The organism is Streptomyces sp. H27-H1 (assembly GCF_026627445.1).
In the GTDB taxonomy this organism is placed as follows: domain Bacteria; phylum Actinomycetota; class Actinomycetes; order Streptomycetales; family Streptomycetaceae; genus Streptomyces.
Map to the genome: position 1 here is coordinate 20,239 of NZ_JAPNLJ010000021.1, position 19,083 is coordinate 39,321.

The window sequence follows — 19,083 nt, forward strand, 5'->3', positions numbered from 1 at the left end:
GGGCGGCGGTCGGGGTCACTTGCCCCGGCGCGTCCTTACCGCCGTGATCACGATCCACAGGATCGCGGTGAAGCGGCCCAGCGGGAGCAGCAGCATGGCCGCTTCGGTGGCGAACGACACGAGCGACAGGACGGCCAGCCCGGCGGCGACCAGACCCAGTGCCGTAGTCCAGCGCGGAGCCGTCGCGGCGCGGGCGCGGGTCCCCGCGGCGACCAGGATGCCGAGCAGCGGGACATGGAGCTGACCGCCGGCGAGGAAGGTCAGGTAGTGCAGCGTGTGCAGGGTGTCACCGGTGAAGTCCAGGGCCCCGATGGCCACGTTGAGCAGGCCCGACGCGGCCAGCGCGGCTGCGGCAGTCCAACCCGCCGCACGCGCCGGCCGGTTGCCGACCGCACCCGCGAACATCGCCAGCGGGACGGCCGCCAGTACGTGCGCGATGCCCTGGGTCAGAACCGTGCCCCGGTTGGCGGCGAAGTAGGACGCGGCCGCCGCCTCGGAGTCGAGGGGCGACGGGTAGGTACCCGTTCCCAACAAGCTGGACAGCAGCACCCCGCCGATGAAGAGCACGGCGAAGCCGACTCCGGCGAGAAGCACCCGACGGGCTGCCGAGGTTCCCCTGCGGGAAACGGCAGCAGGTGGGGCGAAGTGGGCGTCGGTGCTCATGGCTTGCTCCTCGTCATCACACGGATCGGTGCGTTGACATGGACGCTACGGACCCAAGCCCTGGCGATCGTCCTACGGCCAGCGGCCGTCGGGCTACTTCCCCGGGAGTACACCGCGCGGCACCGACTGAGCGACCAAGCGCCGGGTCCTCGCACGGCGACCTGGCCCCCGACCGAGACCGGACGGCCGCTCCTGGCCCGCTGTGTGGTCGAGGACGACTGGTCGCTTCGCCGGGCGGCCGTAGAACGTTTCCAAGTCTCACCCACCACCGGCGGGCGGTGGGCCACCCGCTACCGCAGCCTCGGTGAGGCAGGCATGAGCGACCGGTCCGCGCGCCCGCACCACAGCCCCCGGCCGAACCGCGACCCTCCCTGCCGACAGGACTGAAGGGGTGGCCTGAGGTCACTGGTCCGGCCCAACGGCCGTAACCGGCTACCTGCCCGTGCTGTTTGAAGGGGAGCACGTGCCGTACTCCCTGCGGCAGGTCCACTTCATTTAGGAGATCTTGATGTCGCGTATCGCAAAGGCAGTAGCGGTCACCGCCTCAGCCGCTGCCGTCCTCGCCGGCGGCGCCGGCATGGCGGCCGCGGACGCCACGGCCGAGGGCGCTGCCATCGGCTCCCCCGGCGTCCTGTCCGGCAACGTCCTCCAGGTGCCCATCCACATCCCGATCAACGTCTGCGGCAACACCGTCAACGTCGTCGGTTTCCTCAACCCGGCCTTCGGCAACACCTGCGTCAACGCCAGCGGTGGCACGGGCAACCACCACAAGGCCGACCACCACGGCGAGAACTGAGCACCACCGGCTCCTGACCTGCCAGAAGCCACAGTGGCGGAGTCAACAAAGCGTGCCATCCACTGAACCAGCCGCAAAGCACACCCCCTGAGCAGTCCGGCCTCCCCCCACCTCCTGGGGAGGCCGGACCGCCACCCGACACGGCGCACAGTCGGCAGCCCCGAGGTGGGACAGTCCCCGCAACGTGCCACGCCGGCCCCGGCGGCGTCGCTACCGTCGGCGGGTACGCGTACCGCTTTGGAGGACGTGATGGGGCGAGACAAGCCCGGCAAGCCGCACAAGCAGAAACAAGGCCGGCAGGAACCCTCAGGTCGCCATCCCGCCCGCGGACAGCCACGCACACGGGGACTTGCGCATCCCCGACGACACCACACACCCCTGCAGCGAGAACCGGCGGATCGACAACCGCCTCCTCGGACAGGTCGTCGGTACTGCCATGGATGGCTGCACCAGCTGCCAGGGCCCCCTGCTCACCCTCCTCGCAGAAGATGCGGCCACCACCGCCCGCGTGGTCGAGCTGGCGTGCGTCGCCGTCCACCAGGCGTACGACGGGCTGCCCGCCTCGATGACCACTGACATACAGCCACCGACACCAAGCCGGTATTTCGCAACCAGGTCGCTGTTCCGTAAGAACCCGCGCGACCCTGCCCTTATCGCGAAGTGGATCAGCTACCAGCTGGGGGCGGTGTCGTGGTGCCACCAGTTGTCGAGCACGGCGCGACGGGCTTGGGCAGCGAGGGTGAACAGGATGTCGTCGCCGATAACCGACCAGCCCAGTTCCGCGGCGAGTTGGTGGGCCAGGGTGCTTTTGCCGCTGGCGGGCAGGCCGGAGACGATCACGAAGGCGTTGCCGGTCATGGCGCCAGTGTGTCGCAGCCCGATTCCTGACCAGCTTGCGGGGAACACCGCTGTTCCGGGGCATTCAGGCCGCCGTGGTGAGCGGTCGGCCACCCCAGCGGATGCCCTTCTCGCTGCGCGCGCGGGCGCGTTCACGGCGCTGGGCTGCGAGGACGTCGGGTTGGCGGGCCTTCTGGTTGCGCCAGCGCAGGCAGCGGTGCAGTTCCCGTGTCTGGACGGTGTGGTTGGGGTGCTTGGAGTTGGCGAGGGTGAACTGCCGCAGGGGCCCGAAGTGTGCCTCGATGGGGTTGGCCCAGGAGGCGTTGGTCGGGGTGAAGCACAGCTCGACCTTGTTCTTGGCCGCCCAGCGGCGGATGCGCCGGCTTCTTGTGGGCGGAGAGGTTGTCCCTATGCCCGCGCCGGCCGGGCAGGATCTGGAGGATGACGGCTGAGTTGAAGGCAGCGACCGTCCTCCTCGGGGCCGGCGCCTCGCCACTCCACGAAGTCAGGGTCGGTGAGCTCCACGTCCTCGGCGTTCTCGAGCCCGGCCACGGCAAGGAAGACGCGGATGTCGGCCGGGCGGTGGGCGACGTCGATGGCGGTGCCGTCGTAGCGGACGCGGCGCCAGCCCTGTGCGTCCGGCGGGTAGACGATCCGCTTGGCGGATATGCGCCCATTCTCCGTCCGACCCGCGCACGGTGCACCCGCCCACACCCGAACGGGTAGCGGTCAGGAAGGTAGCCGCCACCCGCGCATCGCTGGATCTAGCCGCCGAAAACCGTGCTGTAAGCCTGCTGGCCTTGCTGAATCGTGGTGGTGAGGCCGGCGGATGCTGCGCCGATCTGTGCGAGTCCGCCCATCACTGAGTCGAAGGCGGCGCGGATGCGTCCAGGCTGGGGGGTCTCGCTGTCGGCCTCCTCGCTGAGGACTTCGGCGTCGCGGATGAGTTCGCCTTGCTGAGCGGGCTCCATGCCATAGGTGGAGTTCCGTCCCGGACAGCTCGTCTCCAGCGAAGTGCGATTCAGTGGTATCCAGGAAGAGCGTTGGGCGGGTGGGGCGCTGGTCGTGGGCGGTGGCGTAGAGCCAGCGCAGGCGTCGGTGGCGTAGCGGTGCCGGGCGGCGGGTTCGTTGCGTAGTTGGGCGAGCCACCGTAGTTCTACCCGCCCGTCTGCGCTCACCTTGTAGGCGTTCCCGCCGAAGGTGCCCGGGGAATCGATCAGGCCGTCACGCTCCAGGGCGTGGGCGAAGACTTCGACGTCCTCCACCGGCGTGCCCGTGTGTTCGCCATAGCCGTCTTGATCGAAGTACTTGCTGTGAGGCTGTTGGCGCAGCCAGATCAGGAGGCGGACCAGCTGCGGTCCTGCTCGATCCCTACCCCGGTGATTCCAGAAGAGATGTTGAAGCCCCTGCCGGTGACCGGCACGGTGATCGGCTACTTCTTGGCAGTGAGGGCTACTGGCACGGCACGAGAGTGAGTGGATGCCTGCGACGGGTAGTGCGGGGCGCTCTGCCCGTCTTGCGCGGCACAAGGCCCACCTTCCGGTCACTGGTCGGTTTAGGGCTCGTCCGGCGGATCACGGGCCGAGCCAGGGCTCGACCGAGGCGAGGGCCGGCCAGCACCCTAATCGTGTTGACCGCACCCGGCAGGCAGTGCTGGAGTCGGCACGTGGACAGCATCCCCGCCAACCGGCGGCTCTGGAACCAGATCAGCAGCGCCTACCAGCACAAGCACGACCCGCAAATCGGCGCCACACCCCGGCTGTGGGGCATGTACTCCATCCCCGACGCGCACCTGGACGCCCTGGGCGACGTCACCGGCAAGCGCGTCCTCGAACTCGGCTGCGGCGCCGGCCAGTGGTCCAGGGCTCTCGCCGCCGAGGGCGCCACCGTGGTCGGGCTCGACCTCTCCGAAGCCCAACTCGCCGCAGCGGCTGGCGCGATGGGAGCGGCCCGCTACCCGCTGGTGCAAGGCGCCGCCGAACAACTCCCCTTCGCCGCCGACAGCTTCGACCTGGTGTTCTGCGACTTCGGTGGGCTCAGCTGGGCGCCCCCGCACCTGGCCGTCCCGCAGGCCGCACGCGTCTTGGGCCGAGGCGGGCGCCTGGTGTTCAACGTCGCCAGCCCATGGTTCGAAGCTTGCTACGACGAAGCCGCCAGCCGCGTGACCACGAGGCTGCAGCAGGACTACTTCGGACTGAACACCATCGCCGAAGACGACGGCGCGACCAGCTATCAGCTCACCTACGGCGACTGGGTCAAGGTCCTGCGCGGCGCGGGTCTCATCATCGACGACCTCATCGAGCCGCGGCCCGAACCCGGAACACCCAACGGCTACAACGAAACCGACCCACCCGACTGGGCACACCGCTGGCCGGCGGAACTGCTCTGGGTAACCCACAAACCGTGAGTTCCGCCGCGCCGAGACGTGAAGGCATCCCCTCGCCGGTCAGGCCAAGACCAGCGGTCGGGAGCCGGAGCGCGCATGGACCCCCGAACCGCCGTGGTTCGGAGCTCCATGCGTACGGCGGTGAACTACAGCGTGACCTCGATCTCCTGCACGTCGGTGAACTCGACGAGGAGACCGCCCGCGAGGCGGCCGCGGTCCTTGAAGTAGATCGCCTGGAACCCCTTGGCCGCGATGGCCAGAAGCTGCTCCCCGGTGGCGCCCTGCTCCTGGGCCTCGGAGAGGCGGGCGGCGTAGGTGGCGGGCAGCTCCTGGGTGAGGTGGCGCAGCCGGCCGTCGCCGGTGGTGCCGGAGGCGGCGGTGAAGCCGAACCGTGCGCGGGTCTGAACGATCAGCCGGTGCTTGTGGCGGCGGCTTTCGTGGACTTGAGCTGCTTGACGAGGTACTTCATCTGGGCTTGTGCCGACTTGGCGGCGGGGCGTGTGAACGCCACCGCCTGGTCCAGGCTGTCCCCGAGCTTGCCCATCCGACTCGGCCTCGCCGCCACCTGAACCGACCGCTGCCCGCCTTCGACATCGCGCTACGCCGCTACTGGGAACACCAGCACCCCGGCGAGCCGCTGGAGGAGTACCTGCACCGAGGCGGCCTGGCCTCGGAGTTCGGGAAGGCACTGCCGCAGCAGATGCAGTCCGCGCTCGGCGATGTCGCCCAGGCCCTGCTCCTGCCCGGCACTGTCGGCTCGGCCGTCGGCCAGCTCACCGGCCCCTGACCACAGCGCTCCGCGAACGCCGCCAGACCGTTCGGGCCCTGGCCGGCTGCGCCCGCCTTGCCGACCTCCTGGACGTCGAACCCACCCTCGACACGCTCTCCTACTACCCGCACCTGCTCGCCTGGGAGATCGACCAGCTCCCCGCCGACAAGAAGGTCCTGCCCGTCATCCTGCTGGACACCTTCGAGGACACCGGTACCCGTACCCACCGGACCTCGAACGGCTCCGGCAACGCCTGGTGCGGCTGATGCCGGGGCGCCTTCTTCATCATCACCGGCCGCGCCGCCTACAGTGGGCCGACCCAGCCCTGGAGGGCCAGCTCGACTGGACCGGGCCCACGGCCTGGCCAGGCCTCGTCGACCAGGACATGCCCGGCCCCCGCACCACCGCCGCCCCGAGCGGGACCGGCCGCCAGATCCTCATCGGGGACATCTCCCCCGAGGACTGTGTGGGCTACCTCGGCCGGCGCCTGACCCGCGGCGGGCGGCCATCTTCCCGTCCTGGTCTGGATCCACGACGGCGCCTACACCTTCAGGTCCTCAGCACAACCCGACTTCGACGGCACCGCGCTGGCCCGCGCCGGTCTGGTCGTGGTCACCCTCAACTACCGACTCGGATTCGAAGGCTTCGGCCACGTCCCTGCCGCCGAAGCAACCACCTACCCGGACAACCGCGGTCTGCTCGACCAGGTCGCGGCCCTGCGCTGGGTACGTGAAAACATCGCTGCCTTCGGTGGCGATCCTGGCAACGTCACGGTCGCCGACCAATCCTCCGAGGCCGCTTCGGTTGCCTGCCTGATGGCGATGATCGCGCCTGCGGCCTGTTCCACCGTGCCATCGCCCACAGCACCGCTAGCCCCTGCTACACGCTCGAGATCGCTGCCGCCACCACCCGCGAGATCGCTGCGGCAGCGGGCTTCCCTGCCACAGCCGCGGGCCTGACATCGGCGACTCCACAGGCCCTGGTCGTCACCTCCGACCGGCTTGTCGACGACTACCGGCGTGACCCCGTTTCCGGATCCCGACATTACGACCCCTCGCTCTACGCCCCCATCCTTGACGGCGACGTCCTACCCACCGACCCCCTCGCGGGAATGGCAGCTGGTGCGACCCGGGAAGTGGACCTGCTGGTCTGCTACAACACAGAGGAGTACTGGCTGCTCGACGCCGTCGGCAGCAGCGCGAACATCACCACCGATGAACAGCTGGCTCGCTTCGCCGAAGACTTCCGCCTCCCTGACGGCCTGGTGGCCGGCTATCGCGCGGCGATGCCCCACGCCCCGGTGCTCGACGTCCATCTCGCCGTTTTCGGGGATCTCCTATTCGGCGAGTACAGCAACCGACTCGTCGAGCTTCACGCCCAGGCCGGCGGCCGGGCGTTCCTATCGCGTTTCGATCGTCGGCGCACCGGCCCGAACGGGGACGTGCGGGCCTGGCACTGCGCGGACATCCCCTTCGCCTTCGGCAACCTCGACACCGACTGCCTGGCATTCCTCATTGGCGGAGCACCCACACCCGCAGACCACGGACTGGCACGCCGCATGGTGCGCGCTTGGGCTGATTTCGCTGCCACCGGGAACCCGGGCCGGCCGTCGGTCAACAACTCCGCCGCCCGGGCCAAGATGTGGAGCACTGAGGACGACGCCGCCGATGACAAGGCCGCCGCTATCCGCGCTCTTCGGGTCAAGGCCGACTTTCCAGTCCTGTGTCCGTGAACTGGGGAACCACCCCGGCATCTCGAAGCCCGAAGTAGTCACTCAGCGCGCATTCGCCTTGTCCCGTCCCATGAGCTGCTCAACGACCGGCACGTGCCCGGGCGTCGGCCTGACCGCACAGACCCGGCCTCGCCCAGACAGGCCGCGGTCCCGAAGCCCTCGGCGCGCAGCTACTGGTCGCGGAGCTGGGTGAAGTCGACGTCGAGTTTGGGGTCGTACGCCTCGGGCTGGATGCCGAGTTCGTGGGTGGAACATCCGCCAAACCGGTTGATGCGCTCGGTCAGGGACGCCCGAGCCACCATCACGAGCGGAGGATCGCGGAACTCGTGCGGGCCCGCTGGCAGCCGGTGATCCGTGCACGTCAGCGGGCTGCGGCCGAGGCGGGCGGTGTGGGTCGTCCACACTCGCGCCCGGTTCGGGTTCAAAGCCGGTCTCGGCAGCTCCGACGACCCGCGCCTGCGGCGGATCACGGGACGCCTGACCGGAACAGTCACACAGCAGGTCTTCGCCGCTCCGCACGCGGGTGCCAGCGAGAAGCAACGAGTTCGCTCTCCAGTGAACGAACCGCCCAGCCACAGCAGTGGTCACCTGCGACTGAGCGGCTCAGCCCAGTGAGCGGTTCATTTGGTCATCTGCCTACTCATGGCCGAAGCCCTCGTGACACTCCAAGCTACTCGTCCGTGGCCGTGTTCCAGGGGGCAGAGGCATGCCGTCCCCAGTCATCGTCTGAAGAACCTGGCAAAGCTCCGCGGGGCACGCTTCGCCGCCCCGCAGACCGCCCTGCTGAAGGCATCCGCGGAGGACGGCGCACGCTGGTCTTCCACCATGTGGTGAAGGAGGCCGAAGCGTTCGCGGCCGGCCTCGCCGACGTCGCCGTCCAGTTGCACGCCAGCGACCGCGAGCTGTAATACCGAGTCCGCTCCCCCAGCGCCGCGACTCTGGTCTCGTCCTGCTCGGCGGGGAGCTCCGGAACCGGGCCGGGCCGCCGGCGGCGGAGGTTTCGACTCGGCGTTAGAAGGAGCGGACGGCTCCCCAGGCGGCGCCGCGCGAACTGAGCGCCGCGGCGTAGCCGGTGCGGACCTTCCCGCACCGAGCGACCTCTACAGATGTAGAGTAAGGCTCAACCACATCCTCTACATGTGTAGAGGATGATCTGCCCCATCCTCAAGGAGTCACGATGAGCGCGACCACCCCCTCAGTCCTCAGACAAAAGCCCGAGCCGCTGCGACCCTTCAAGGTGGGGGTCGGCGGCTTCTTGCTCCTGGGTACGGGACACCTCGCCCTGGCCGCTGCAGCGGCCTGGGGCAAACCGACCCCGCAGCAAGAAGCCTCGTCGGCAGCCATGCGGGCAACGAGCACGACGCTGCTGGGTCTGGAACGCACCACCCTCGAAGTCGTCCATGGCATGAGTTCCGTCATGGCCCTGTTCGTCATATCCTGCGCACTCCTCGCCCTGTTCGCCGCCCAGCACTCCCCGGCCTTGATCGAACGGCGCACCGCCTTCGGGTGGACACTCCTCGCCGCCTCACTCGTCGGCCTGGCGATATCCGTCCTCTTCCTGCCCCCGCCGCCGATCATCGTCCTCACCGCCACCAGCTGCGCCTTCGCCCTGTCCCTGCGCCGGGCAGCGCCCTGAGGGCCTGTAAGGCTCACGAAGGAGATTGCAGGGCGTTCGAAGAACGGCGAGGGCTTCGGTGAGCTGGAGGGTCATCGACAGGGCGCGGTAGGCGGCGAGCGGTCGTCGCCCTGGTGGCGGGCAGCGGCCTGGGTGGCGTCGGCGAGCAGGGCGGGCATGCGGCCGCTGAGGCTGGTGAAGGCGGCGCTGGATTGGAAGAGGCGCCAGGCGTGGTGGACGGCGCGGCACAGGGTCTCCACGTGGAGCGGGATGGCAGCAGCTGGGCCCGGGGTGCCCATGACGATGTCGTGGCGGTGCAGGACCGCCCCCGCATCGCCTCCCTCTCCCCCGCCTCGTCCACGAGGTCGTCAGGGATGCCGGAGAGAATCATGGCCAACTCTCCTCATGGCGCCCGGACATAATTGCCCTCCTCGGCCCCGCCCCCGCAGCCCTCGGCGGCCTCCGCACCGGCACCACCATGTGGGCAGCATGCGGTTGGGCGTGGGACGCCGTCGCGATCGCACCCCTCCGACGGGGCCTCGAAGCCCTCGACACCCTGCCTCTGGCGCCCGACGGCCGGCATACCGTCATCGCCGACCACGCCCGCCAGGAACTCATCCTCTACATCCCCTGCGGCACCGGCACCGTCCTCGACAGCGTCCAGGGGTTGCGCGTTCTGGGCTGGGGAACCGACCTACTGGTCACGGCCGGCCCGTATGGGAGCTTCGCCGCGGCCACCCTGCCGAGTGGCTGCCATCGAACGACTCCTACCAATCCGTCTATGCCGCGGTCTGGGTCGGAACCAAACTGCGCTGGGACCTGGCCATCGACGAGAACGAGCGCCAGGCCCTTCGGCCTCGTCGAGGACTGCCCCACCACCACAGTCGTCTACGAGAGCGCCCCGGAGCGGAGGCGAAGCCTACAGAGGATGGGCCCCGACCAGCCTGGGGGGGGAGGCCGATCGGGGCCGGGTCCTGACCCCCAACCGGGGGGCTGAATGAGGGCGCATGAGGCGCGGAAGGAGCCCGGCAACAGGGCTCTGGCGTCACGGATCCCGCCGAACCCTGGCCACGGTACCCCTCGCGAGAGACGCCAAGGTGCCGCCCCGCGCCTGTGGCACGGAAAGGCCAGAACGGGCCGCCGTCGGCTGAATACGCATCTACATCGAGAAGATCCGGCCCCAGTACAACGCCGTCCTCGCCGACCTGCGCCCGGCCGACGCCGGACCCATCCATGGTCAACGGCCCCCCGGCATCAGGTACGCGCGATCAGCCGTGGTGAAGTCTGGACTGACTATTTTCGGTGGCACTCCAGCGACAGAGGCTGGGAGCCATGCTCGCGTTGGAGCGGAGGAAAGAAGATGTCTTTCTGTGAGCTTCTTCCGGGAGTCGCCTACTGGGGGATCTTGTGGGCAGAAACGCGGGATCTTCGACCGCTGTGACCCGGCGCCGGTGACGAAGGCCGGGGCGCCCCACCCCTGAGCCGCAGCGACCGCCAAAGGGCCTTGGTGTCGGGCGCGTCGGTCAGGAACAGGCAGGACTGGGACGGCACGATGCCCAACTGAGTGACGACCTGACGAAGTACGTCCCGCAGGGCGGGCCAGTTCATCGGAGCCGCCAGCGTCGCAACCGCCGTCGTCCGCGCCCTCTGGTGACCAGACGCCGGTCGTACGTGCGGCATCGGGGGAGGGCGGGCGGACCCTCCACCGGCCGGGTGTCGATCGGCGCCGACCCCTTCTGAGCCGCAGGCCGCTCAGAACTTCGGGGCCGGCGACTGGGCTGCGCACAGCTCCGCGGCCTCTTCCTGCGTCTCGACGGAGGGAGGGGAACCGTCGAGCGGTTTGCGCGCGGTCTCCTTCATGCAGGCCACGGCGATGATGCCGACCAGCGCCGCCCCCATCGAGTAGTAGGCGGGCATCAGGTTCGAGCCGCTCCAGCTGATCAGGGCGGTGACCACCAGCGGGGTCGTCCCGCCGAAGAGCGAGGTCGACAGGTTGTAGCCGACCGACAGGGAGCCGTACCGGACCTGCGTCGGGAACAGGGCGGGCAGGGCGGCGGACATCGTCGCGAGCATGCATACGAGCGACAGCCCCAGCGCGAGCATGCCCAGCCCGACCGCGAGGACGCCGCCCTGGCGGATCAGGAGGAACGCGGGCAGGGAGAGCAGAAAGAACCCCGCCATGCCCGTCATCAGCACCGGCTTGCGGCCGAAGCGGTCGGAGAGCTTGCCGACCCGGCTGATCACCAGCATCAGGAGGACCATCACGCCGAGCAGGAGGAGCAGACCGTGCGTCTCGCTGTAGCCCAGCTCGTCCGACAGGTAGGTCGGCAGGTACGACAGCACCAGGTAGTTGTTGATGTTGTACGCGCCGACCAGGCAGACGCACAGGACCAGCGTCGGCCAGTAGCCGCGGAAGATCGTCGCGAGGTCGCCCTTGGAGGTGGTCTCCACGGCGTCCGCGGCCTCCGTGGCGAGCGCCTTGCCGCCCTCCAGCTTCAGGAAGGCAGGGGTCTCGTCCAGGCGCAGCCGCAGGTAGAGGCCGACCAGGCCCAGCGGCCCGGCAACGAGGAAGGGGATGCGCCAGCCCCAGGCCTCCATCTGGCCGTCGTCGAGCACGGCGTACAGCGTGGTGACGAGGCCGGCCGCGCCGACGTACCCGGCCAGGGTGCCGAACTCCAGGAAGCTGCCGAAGAACCCGCGGCGCTTGTCGGGCGCGTACTCGGCGATGAAGGTGGAGGCGCCGCCGTACTCGCCGCCGGTCGAGAAGCCCTGGATCAGGCGGAAGAGGATCAGCAGGGCGGGGGCCCACAGGCCGATCGTGTCGTGCGAGGGGATGAGCCCGATCGCGAACGTGCCCACAGCCATCATGATCATGGTGAGTGCCAGGACCCGCTTGCGGCCGAGGCGGTCGCCCATCGGGCCGAAGAACATCCCGCCCAGCGGCCGTACCAGGAAGGCCACGGCGAAGGTGGCGAACGAGGACAGCAGCTGGGTGGTGTCGTTCCCGGACGGGAAGAAGACGTGTCCGAGGGTGACGGCCAGGTAGGAGTAGACGCCGAAGTCGAACCACTCCATGGCGTTGCCGAGCGAGGCCGCCTTGACGGCGCGCATGACCGTCGCCTCGTCCGTGACGGTGATGTCCGTCCTGCGGAGTCTGGGATTCCTGCGCTGCCTGATGACACGGAAGAGAACGGGATGGCGCTTCACCGCTTCGGGATCGGCCACCTTGGGGGGATTGGGGGTCACCATGGGCCGGTCCTCTCCTCGGTGGGTGCTCCAGCAATCCCGTCTGCGCGATCATCGTGCTCGTAAACGGTCCGGACGGCCGAATGCGATGTGGATCACACCGTTCCGGACCCCGCGGACCGGGGACCAGGGACCAGCGGAGCGTCAGACCAGGACGACCGGCAGCCTCGACCCCGTGGCCCCGACGCGGCTCCGGCGCGCCATTGGCATGGCATCAGCCACCCAGTAGGCGGGGGAAACTCCGGCTCTCGCACCCCAGCCACCACCGCCCCGCGATCACGGACCCCCAGGGCCGGGTTCAGCCGCGAAGGCGACTGAAGACCCTCGCGGCCGCCCACAAGAGCAGGACGTTCACCACCGCGCCGCCCACGAGGTAGACCAGAGGTCCGAAGGGGTTCGCGGTCCCGGTGGTGGCGCTGCCCAGGAGGGCGTTCAGCGGAAGGATTCCGAACACCGTGACCAGCAGGGAGCCCGGGAAGGTCAAGAAGTAGAGCACAGCAAGGTAGCCGTCGCCGGTGGCCCCGGCGAAGCCGCGGACCAGGCCGGCGGCGGCCATGAGGCCGATATAACAGAGGGCCAGGGACCGCACGCTGCGCCCGGGGTGGGCCAGGTGGGCGGGGCGCTTCGGGCTCATCTGCTGGGCCCGCCTTTCGGTATGTCGGATACTGACGGGCCCGCGGCCCCTTGAAGGGGTCGCGGGCCGCCCCAGCTGACTATTGAACATGTTCAGCGCTGGAGCCAGGCTCCAGGGCTCGAAACCGGTCTAGAACTTGTCGCGGACCACCTTGCGGAGGTTCGCGCCGAGCTTGTCCCAGTACTTCCTGCCCGCCTTCTCGTTGCAAGTCCGGTTGCAGATGGCCGCCAGGCCGCCGAGGCGACCGCGCACCTCCAGCTTCATGCGTCCCTTCGACTTGTACAGGTCGAAGCCGACCCAGCCGCCCGGCCAGTCCGGGTGTCCGATGCGGGCACCGAGCTGGAGGTAGCTCTTGCCGATACTGTTGACGGTCACCGGGAAGTACATCTCAATGCCCCACATCACCGGCCACAGCGTGAACTTCTGGCCCTCACGCGTGATCTTGTTGGGGCGTCCGGGGATCGGGAAGACCGCCTTGAAGTGGCTCTTCCAGTAGTTGAAGACCTGCTTGTCCGAGGCGCCTGTCCGGCCCAGGTCGTAGTACACGTAGTAGCTGGCGGTGCCGCTGATGTCACGGCAGCCCACCGGGTCACCAGCGCAGTACGAGTAGGCGTTCGAGCCGCCCGCGTACTGCGGGTCGACCTGGAGGAACCTGCCCGTGCCGGGCTCGTACACACGCACGCCGGTCAGTGAGAGGCCGCTGAGCGTCTCACTGGAGACCTGTGCGCTGCCCTGCCAGCCGTAGCGCGCCGCGCCCGTGCCGTCCACCGGAACACCGTACTCGTCGTAGCGCTGCACGATCGAGTTCGCCGGAGTGGCCACGTCCAGCTGGACGGAGACGTCACCGCGCAGGTTTGAGAACTGCAGCACCACGCCCCCGCCGGAGGTGACGGCGCCGAGCGAACCGATGATGTCGTTGACGAAACGCGTCACGGTACCGTCGCTGTTCGCGGCCCAGTCCGGGCTGCTCGACTCGTCACCGTAGTGCTGGGTGACGGTGCCGGTGGTCGACCAGGTGCCGCCCTCGGCTCGGGACTGCGTCGTGGCGGCCGCCATGCGGCCGACGGCGTCGAGGTCCCAGGTGCGCCGCTGGGTGCCGACCGTCTCGGTGCGCAGCACGTCGCCGGTGAAGTACTCCAGGGTCGCGCCGTCCTTGAGGGTGGTGCGGCCGAGCGCGTCGTAGACCCGGCCGGAGCCGACCAGGCGGTCGCCGCTGTCGTACGTGTACGACGTGGCGGCGGTCACCGTGTCCGCGGTGCCCGGGTCGCAATCGTCACCGGTTACCGACTTCGAGGTGCGGTTGCGGTTGCCGTCGAAGGCGTACCCGCGGGTGGTGCAGCCCGAGACGGTGGTGTCCATCGCCTGGGTCAGCCGGTCGGTCGCGTCGTAACCGTAGTCCGTGGACACCGTGGTGCCGTCGGTCTGGGTACGGCCGACCTGCTGGCCGGTGATGCGGTACTCGGCCACGTCCGCGAGCACGGTGGTGCCGCTCGCATCGGTGTACTCGCGGGCGGTCGCCCGGCCCACCGGGTCGGTGGTGACCTTCAGCTTGTAGCCTCCCGGCAGCGTCTGCGAGGCAAGACTGCCGTCGGCGTTGTACTGAGCGGTGAAGGTGCCCGCGGCGGAGTCCGTCAGGGTACCCAAGTCGCCTTCGGCCGTGTAGCCGTAGACGCTGGTGGACTGGGTGGAGTCGGCCGACTTCACCGGACGGTCGAGGATGTCGTACTCGGTCGTCGTGGTGTTGCCCGAGCCGTCGCTGTACGAGACCAGGCGGCCCAGCGTGTCGTACGCGTGGGTCACCGTCTTCCCGCCGGAGGACTGGGTGAGCGTACGGCCGGTGTCCCCGTCGAAGGTGAAGGTCGTCTCCGGGGTGGCGGTGCCCAGTCCCCCGGTGACCGAGGCCTTCACGCGGCGGCCGGCGTCGTCGTAGGTGACGGTGCTGGTGCGGGTGACGCCGTTTGCCGTCTTGGCCGTCGAGGTGACACCGCCCCAGCGGTTGTACTGGTAGAGGGTGGTGGCCAGTTCGGCCGGGTTCGCCCCGCCGCCGGTGATGGCACCCGCCGGAGCGGTCTTGCAGAGTTTGCCGGCCCACTCGGGCCGTGCGGCGCACGCGCCGGTACCGTCAGCCGTGTAGTAGGTGTAGGTCAGCGTGCCCGCGTCACTGCCGTTGGAGGAGGCGAGGCTGGTGGAAGCCAGCCTGCCGTCGGCCCGGTAGGTGGAACGGGTCGCACCCAGCTGAGTGCCCTGGGTGTCCTTGTTCGCGATCTCTTCACCGGTCGCCCAGTTGTACGTGGTGAGCGTGGTGCGGACGTCGGCGTCCTGGGCGTAGCCCTCGATCGCCGCGCCGGTGGACGCGGAGGTGACCTGCCCGGAGACGGCGGCCTCGGCGGGACGGCCTTCGTCGTGTCGGTACACGGTGTGCGAACGGGCGGCCACCTGCGCACCCGCGGGCAGCGCCGGATTGGCGCCGGAGGCCGCGACCGCACTGCCGAGGGTGACCAGGTGCAGCGGGCCGTACGCGTGCGTCATGCGCTGACCGTCGGCCGTGTAGACGGAGGCCGTGGACAGCCGCTCGGCGCGCTCGGCCGTGGACTGGCCGGTCAGACCGAGCGCCGCGAGCTTGGCGGCGGCGTCCGGGCCGGTGCCCAGGGCGAGTTCGCGATTGGCGGCGCTGAGGGAGCCGACCGTGTTGCCGTGGCCGTCGAACCCGGTGGTGGAGAGGCCGCCACCCGAGGTCGCCGTGTTGGTCTCGCGGCCGTTGGCGTCGACGTAGGTCACCGTCGCCCGGCCGTAGCCGTCCGCCGTCAGGTCAGCGCCGGTGGAGGAGGCCGGAACGGAGTCGGCGGCGAAGACCGCCGTGGCATCGGCCGGGACCTCGTTCTGCGCCCAGGTGTTGACCGCCGCGGAGCCCATCTGGTGCGGCGCCTTGGCGCCGGTCAGCGGGACGTCGTAGACCACCGTGCTCGTCGCGGTGCCCTCGGTGACGTCCGCCGTGCCCTGCTTGAGGGCCGCCCGGGTCACCTTGAGGAGCATGCCCTCGCCGGCGGTGAGGGAGGAACCCGCCTTGCCGTAGTGGAAGTTCAGCGGCTGGTCGGAACCCGACATCATCCAGAAGACCCGGTTGCCCGTGTCGTAGGAGTACTGGACCTGAGTGCCCTGCGAGTAGTGCGGGTTCCACTGCTGGCGCAGTCGGCCGTCCTTGTCGTAGCGGTACGCCGACAGCGCCTCGTCACGGGCGGTGGAGGCACCGGGGTCGGCGGCCCACAGCTTGATCTCCTTCACCTGGCCGGCGAAGTCGCCGAATTCCGCGGCCGAGCTCCAGCCGGTGGCCGTGGTGGCCGTCGCGTAGACGAACTCCACGACACGGCAGCCCTTGGTGGAGGGCGTGGCCTGGCAGGTCGCGGCCGGGACCGCCTCGCTCGGGGAGATCAGGTACTTCGGGCGGGCCACCGTCTCGGTGTCCTGAGTGACCGTCTCCGAGGCGACGGTGACCGTCGAGTCGTCTGCGGCCGCCGCAGAGGTCGCGAGGGTCCAGGTCGTGGCCGCCGGACCCGCCTTGGCGAACACGGTGACGGTGGCGTCCGTGCCCTTCAGCGTGAAGGTGTTGCCGGTCGGCGAGCCGCTCAGGCTCAGCGTGCCGGCACCCGCCTCGGGCTGCCAGCCGCCGCTGGCCGTGGCCGTGAACGCGGTGGAGTCGCCCGCGGCGGTCAGGATCTCGACGGAGGTCGCCGAGGTCTTGCGCAGCTGGGTGTAGCCGCTGCCGGAGGTTTCGGCACTGATGGAGGAAACCCAGCCCGGACCGAAGATGGCCGCCTGGCCCTCGGAGTCCGCCGGGTTGGCCCGGGAGGACGCGGTCCGGTTGACGGAGACCTCGAAGGCCTGGACGTCCTTGGCGCCGAGCTTGTAGTCACCAGTCAGCAGGTTCAGGGAACCGGGGCCGACCTGGGCAGAGGGCGCCTCGCCCGCGTTGCGGTCGACGACGACCGAGGCCTCCGGGGAGGCGTCCGACAGCGTGCCGTCGGTGAACACCGCGCGCACGTTGACGGAGCCGTCGTTGCTCAGGGTGTCGGTGACGTTCCACCACAGCGAGTCGGGCTTGCCGCCGGTGACGGCGACGGGCCAGGCGGTGATGGCGGTGCCGTCCGAGCTGCGCCGCACGTTGGGTGCCGGCACGTCCTTCCACGGGTCGGTCTCACCGTGGCGGTACTGGTAGCGCACGCCCGTGTACGTGCTCTTGCCCTCGGCCATCAGGACGGCGCGGCGCGCGGGCCGGTCTCCTTCGGCGGGAGAGATCAGGGCCGCACCCTTGCCGGCCGAGAAGACGTACGTGACGTCGGCGGAGGTGTTGCCGGCCGCGTCACGGGTGTGCGCGGTGACGGTGTGCGGGCCCGCCTTGACGGTGAGCGTCCTCGACAAGGCGGCGCCGGTCGTCGGGACGGTCACCCACGCGCCGGAGTCCAGCTTGTACTGGATGTCCTTCACGTCGGTGGTAGGCGGGGTGAAGGTGAACGAGCCGGTGAAGTCGCCGTTCGCGTCGGCCGTGCCGGACCACTGGCCGGCGGGGAAGGCAGTGGAGGAGACGGCGGTGTTGCCCGGCTTGACCGTGTCGACGGTGAAGGTCTGCCAGGCGGACCAGGTGCCGTTCCACGTCGTACCGTCATAGGCGGCCGCACGCCACTTGTAGCCGCCCGGCGCCAGGGCCGTGGCCGGGGTCCAGGGTGCGGCCACGCCGGAGGCGGTGAACACGGACTTGCCGGCCTGCAGGGCGGCGGTGCCCGTCGGCGTCCAGATCTCGTAGCTCAGCTGGACGGTGTTGCCGTCGGCGTCGCTGGCCTTGGCGGTCAGCGTCGGCGTCGTGTCGGCGGTCGCGGCGCCGGAGAGCGGCGACACGGGGACGGCCGCACCCGGCTTGGTGTTGTAGTTGACCGTCAGCGAGGGCTCGTAGGCCGCATTGTGCGACCCGTCCGTCTGGTTCGCCGAGTGGTAGCGGCGCCAGGTCAGGGCGTCGCTCTCGTTCACGGCCGCGATGCGCATGCCGTGGTTCGGCTGGCCGTCGGCCCAAGCCTGGACAATCGCGTCGACGTCCCAGGAGACGTGGCCGGCCGGGCACGAGGAGCTGTAGCCCTTGGCGGCGGTGGAGGTCACCGCGCCGGCGGTCGTCGTCGCGGGCTGACTGGACCAGGTGATCGCGGAGGGGTCCCAGGCGGCGGTGATCCGGCTCACCTGGTTGCCCGAGTTGGCCGTCGAGCAGGTGGAGGAATAGTGCGAGTACAGCCGCAGGTCCGTATCCAGGATCTGCTTGCCCTTGTACTTATCGACGTTGAACTGGAGGAACGAGCGGGCCTTCTCGGCGCCGTTGTACGTACCGGCCTTCAGCTCGGTCGAGCCACGCTGGGAGGTCAGGTAGTCGTCGTACTGGATCCAGGTGTCGGTGACCGGACCCATCAGCGAGTCAGTCGGGTCGATCGTCACCGGGTAGGTGAGCTTCGGGTCGCGCAGGAACTCAAGGCTCGGCTTGAGGACCAGGACCTGGCCCTTGCCGTTCCTGTTCTCTTCGATCTCCACCTCGACCGGCGCGATGTGCTCGGCGTCGCCGGAGGCGCGGTCGTAGGAGGAGTCCCACATGACCGGGGCGGGCGCGGTCGCCTTGGCCGTGTTCCCCGCGTCGTTCCAGCGCAGCCGCTTGTCGGCGGTCTCCGTGAGCTTCAGTCCCGTCGCCTCGACCGGAATTCGGTACTCCACTGCCGTCTTGGGCGCCTCGTGGAGGACGACGGAGTGGGAGAAACCTTCCTTCAGAGCGGTGACGACCAGGTCGCCGCCACCCGTGACGGCGTTCTCGTACGTCGCGGTGGAGCCTTTCAGCTTGGGCGCGGGCAACTTGCCCTCCCAGCCGATGCCGAGAGAGTGCTGTCCGCGGCCGACCTTGACGAGGGTCCCGGCCGGCCCGCCGTCCGAAAGCGCCACGTCGGCCGCGGCCGACTTAGGGCGCACGACGTCGCCCGCGTCGACGAGGCTGGTGTCGATCGACTGCCAGAGGCCTTGGGCGTCCTTGACGCGGATGGGGCCGGTGTACGTCAGCACTGAAGTGCTGCCGTTCGGCTCCGCGTAGGACGTGGTCGAGTCGGTGCGCTCGTCCAGGATCTCGATGTTGCGCTTCTGCAAGCGGGCGAGGAGGTGTGCGGTGGCCGCGTCCTGAGCCTCGGCGGGGCCGATGGAGGGCTTGGCAGCGACGGTGGGGGCTGGGCCGGCAGCGGGGGCTGCAGCCGCTTGTGCAACAAGAACGGTCTGGGCGGCCAGGACCACCGCCGTGGCACCGGCGACGGCCTTGAGCCGCCACGGCGCCCGCCCTACGGCGAACGGAGAGGAACTCTCTGCCGCCGGAGGTATGGAGGGTTGGTCCACGGA

At 69.6% G+C, this 19,083-nt stretch carries 12 protein-coding genes and 4 pseudogenes; 6 read left to right on the forward strand and 10 right to left on the reverse strand.

Annotation, left to right across the window (positions count from 1 at the left end; genetic code table 11):
- Positions 1-15 precede the first annotated feature (15 nt).
- Complete coding sequence (locus OTB20_RS22790; RefSeq protein WP_267820153.1) at positions 16-663, reverse strand: hypothetical protein; 648 nt, start codon at positions 661-663, stop codon at positions 16-18.
- A 126-nt stretch (positions 664-789) separates the two neighbouring features.
- Here OTB20_RS22790 and OTB20_RS22795 point away from each other — a divergent pair.
- Positions 790-1,017, forward strand: a pseudogene (locus OTB20_RS22795) (leucine zipper domain-containing protein); the annotation flags it as partial.
- A gap of 154 nt (positions 1,018-1,171) precedes the next feature.
- Positions 1,172-1,459 carry a chaplin gene (locus tag OTB20_RS22800; RefSeq protein WP_267820154.1) on the forward strand — a complete coding sequence of 96 codons (288 nt, stop codon included), beginning with the start codon at positions 1,172-1,174 and terminating at the stop codon, positions 1,457-1,459.
- Between the two features lie 669 nt (positions 1,460-2,128).
- Here the strand turns inward: OTB20_RS22800 and OTB20_RS22805 are convergent.
- The 3 genes and pseudogenes from OTB20_RS22805 to OTB20_RS22815 all read right to left on the reverse strand — a co-directional run bounded on the left by OTB20_RS22805 (position 2,129) and on the right by OTB20_RS22815 (position 3,561).
- A complete protein-coding gene (locus OTB20_RS22805; RefSeq protein WP_267820156.1) occupies positions 2,129-2,317 on the reverse strand; it encodes an AAA family ATPase in 189 nt (62 codons plus the stop codon).
- A 64-nt stretch (positions 2,318-2,381) separates the two neighbouring features.
- Positions 2,382-2,703 (reverse strand): annotated as a pseudogene (locus tag OTB20_RS22810) (transposase); the annotation flags it as partial.
- Positions 2,704-3,060: 357 nt separating this feature from the next.
- On the reverse strand, positions 3,061-3,561 hold the full coding sequence (locus OTB20_RS22815; protein WP_267820158.1) for a hypothetical protein: 501 nt from the start codon (positions 3,559-3,561) through the stop codon (positions 3,061-3,063).
- A gap of 401 nt (positions 3,562-3,962) precedes the next feature.
- On the opposite strand from OTB20_RS22815, the gene OTB20_RS22820 reads away from it, so the two are divergent.
- The gene (locus OTB20_RS22820) at positions 3,963-4,703 is read left to right on the forward strand and encodes a class I SAM-dependent methyltransferase (RefSeq protein ID WP_267820160.1); all 741 of its coding nucleotides are present in this window, start codon (positions 3,963-3,965) and stop codon (positions 4,701-4,703) included.
- A 125-nt stretch (positions 4,704-4,828) separates the two neighbouring features.
- Here OTB20_RS22820 and tpg read toward each other — a convergent pair.
- Positions 4,829-5,226: pseudogene (gene tpg, locus OTB20_RS22825) on the reverse strand (telomere-protecting terminal protein Tpg).
- Here tpg and OTB20_RS42485 point away from each other — a divergent pair.
- Positions 5,158-5,469: a hypothetical protein gene (locus tag OTB20_RS42485; RefSeq protein WP_324290407.1), complete on the forward strand. Its 312-nt coding sequence runs from the start codon at positions 5,158-5,160 to the stop codon at positions 5,467-5,469. The pseudogene tpg and the gene OTB20_RS42485 overlap by 69 nt on opposite strands.
- A 482-nt stretch (positions 5,470-5,951) precedes the next feature.
- A pseudogene (locus OTB20_RS22835) lies at positions 5,952-7,183 on the forward strand (carboxylesterase family protein); the annotation flags it as partial.
- 170 nt (positions 7,184-7,353) lie between these two features.
- On the opposite strand, the gene OTB20_RS22840 reads toward OTB20_RS22835, so the two are convergent.
- On the reverse strand, positions 7,354-7,488 hold the full coding sequence (locus OTB20_RS22840) for a hypothetical protein (protein ID WP_267820162.1): 135 nt from the start codon (positions 7,486-7,488) through the stop codon (positions 7,354-7,356).
- Positions 7,489-8,360: 872 nt separating this feature from the next.
- Between OTB20_RS22840 and OTB20_RS22845 the strand changes: the two genes are divergently transcribed.
- Positions 8,361-8,819 (forward strand): LIC_13387 family protein, encoded by a 459-nt coding sequence (locus OTB20_RS22845; RefSeq protein ID WP_267820164.1) that lies wholly within the window; start codon positions 8,361-8,363, stop codon positions 8,817-8,819.
- A 71-nt stretch (positions 8,820-8,890) separates the two neighbouring features.
- On the opposite strand, the gene OTB20_RS22850 is transcribed toward OTB20_RS22845, so the two are convergent.
- The 4 genes from OTB20_RS22850 to OTB20_RS22865 form a co-directional block, all read right to left on the reverse strand.
- Complete coding sequence (locus tag OTB20_RS22850; RefSeq protein ID WP_267820166.1) at positions 8,891-9,097, reverse strand: hypothetical protein; 207 nt, start codon at positions 9,095-9,097, stop codon at positions 8,891-8,893.
- A gap of 1,453 nt (positions 9,098-10,550) precedes the next feature.
- A complete protein-coding gene (locus OTB20_RS22855; protein ID WP_267820167.1) occupies positions 10,551-12,047 on the reverse strand; it encodes an MFS transporter in 1,497 nt (498 codons plus the stop codon).
- A gap of 295 nt (positions 12,048-12,342) precedes the next feature.
- Positions 12,343-12,600, reverse strand: coding sequence for a hypothetical protein (locus tag OTB20_RS22860; protein ID WP_267820169.1), 258 nt, complete (start codon positions 12,598-12,600; stop codon positions 12,343-12,345).
- A 207-nt stretch (positions 12,601-12,807) separates the two neighbouring features.
- Positions 12,808-19,080, reverse strand: coding sequence for a DNRLRE domain-containing protein (locus tag OTB20_RS22865; RefSeq protein ID WP_267820171.1), 6,273 nt, complete (start codon positions 19,078-19,080; stop codon positions 12,808-12,810).
- Between the last annotated feature and the right edge of the window lie 3 nt (positions 19,081-19,083).